The sequence below is a fragment of the Citrobacter sp. TBCS-14 genome (genome assembly GCF_005280805.1).
Lineage (GTDB): Bacteria > Pseudomonadota > Gammaproteobacteria > Enterobacterales > Enterobacteriaceae > Citrobacter > Citrobacter gillenii.
The window spans coordinates 1-364 of the sequence record NZ_SZWM01000879.1 but is presented as its reverse complement, the minus strand read 5'-3'; the positions used below and the strand labels follow the sequence as shown (position 1 = coordinate 364).

Genomic DNA, 364 nt, shown 5'->3' with positions numbered 1-364 from the left:
GTTTTTCCACTCTTTCAGCACCAGACCAACAATACCGCCGCACAGGACATAGAAGCTCATGTGCAGCATCCAACTGACATAATCATACTGCGCCGGAATGCGAGCGTGGCCCCAGGCGTAGAAGAAGAATTGCAGATACCACATCAGGCCACCGAGCGCGGACAGTAGCACGTTGGTGATGATCAGCGGTTTGGCTAACGAGAAGTCGGCTTTTATCGAAAGATCTTTCACTTTTGCCAAACGAATAAAACAGAAGCCCAGGTTGACTAAAGCACCGCCGCCCATGATGACGACATAGCTTGGTAGCGCGACATACAGCGGATCAACGCCCAGCGCGGCAGCTGCATCGTGCATGGGTTTCGCC

General features: G+C 53.0%; 1 protein-coding gene. It reads right to left on the bottom strand.

All coding sequences use genetic code 11. The annotated features are described in order from the left end of the window. Nucleotides 1–364, bottom strand: a 364-nt coding sequence (locus FDX22_RS21860; RefSeq protein ID WP_222592555.1) for an L-rhamnose/proton symporter RhaT, incomplete at both ends; no start/stop codon positions are given.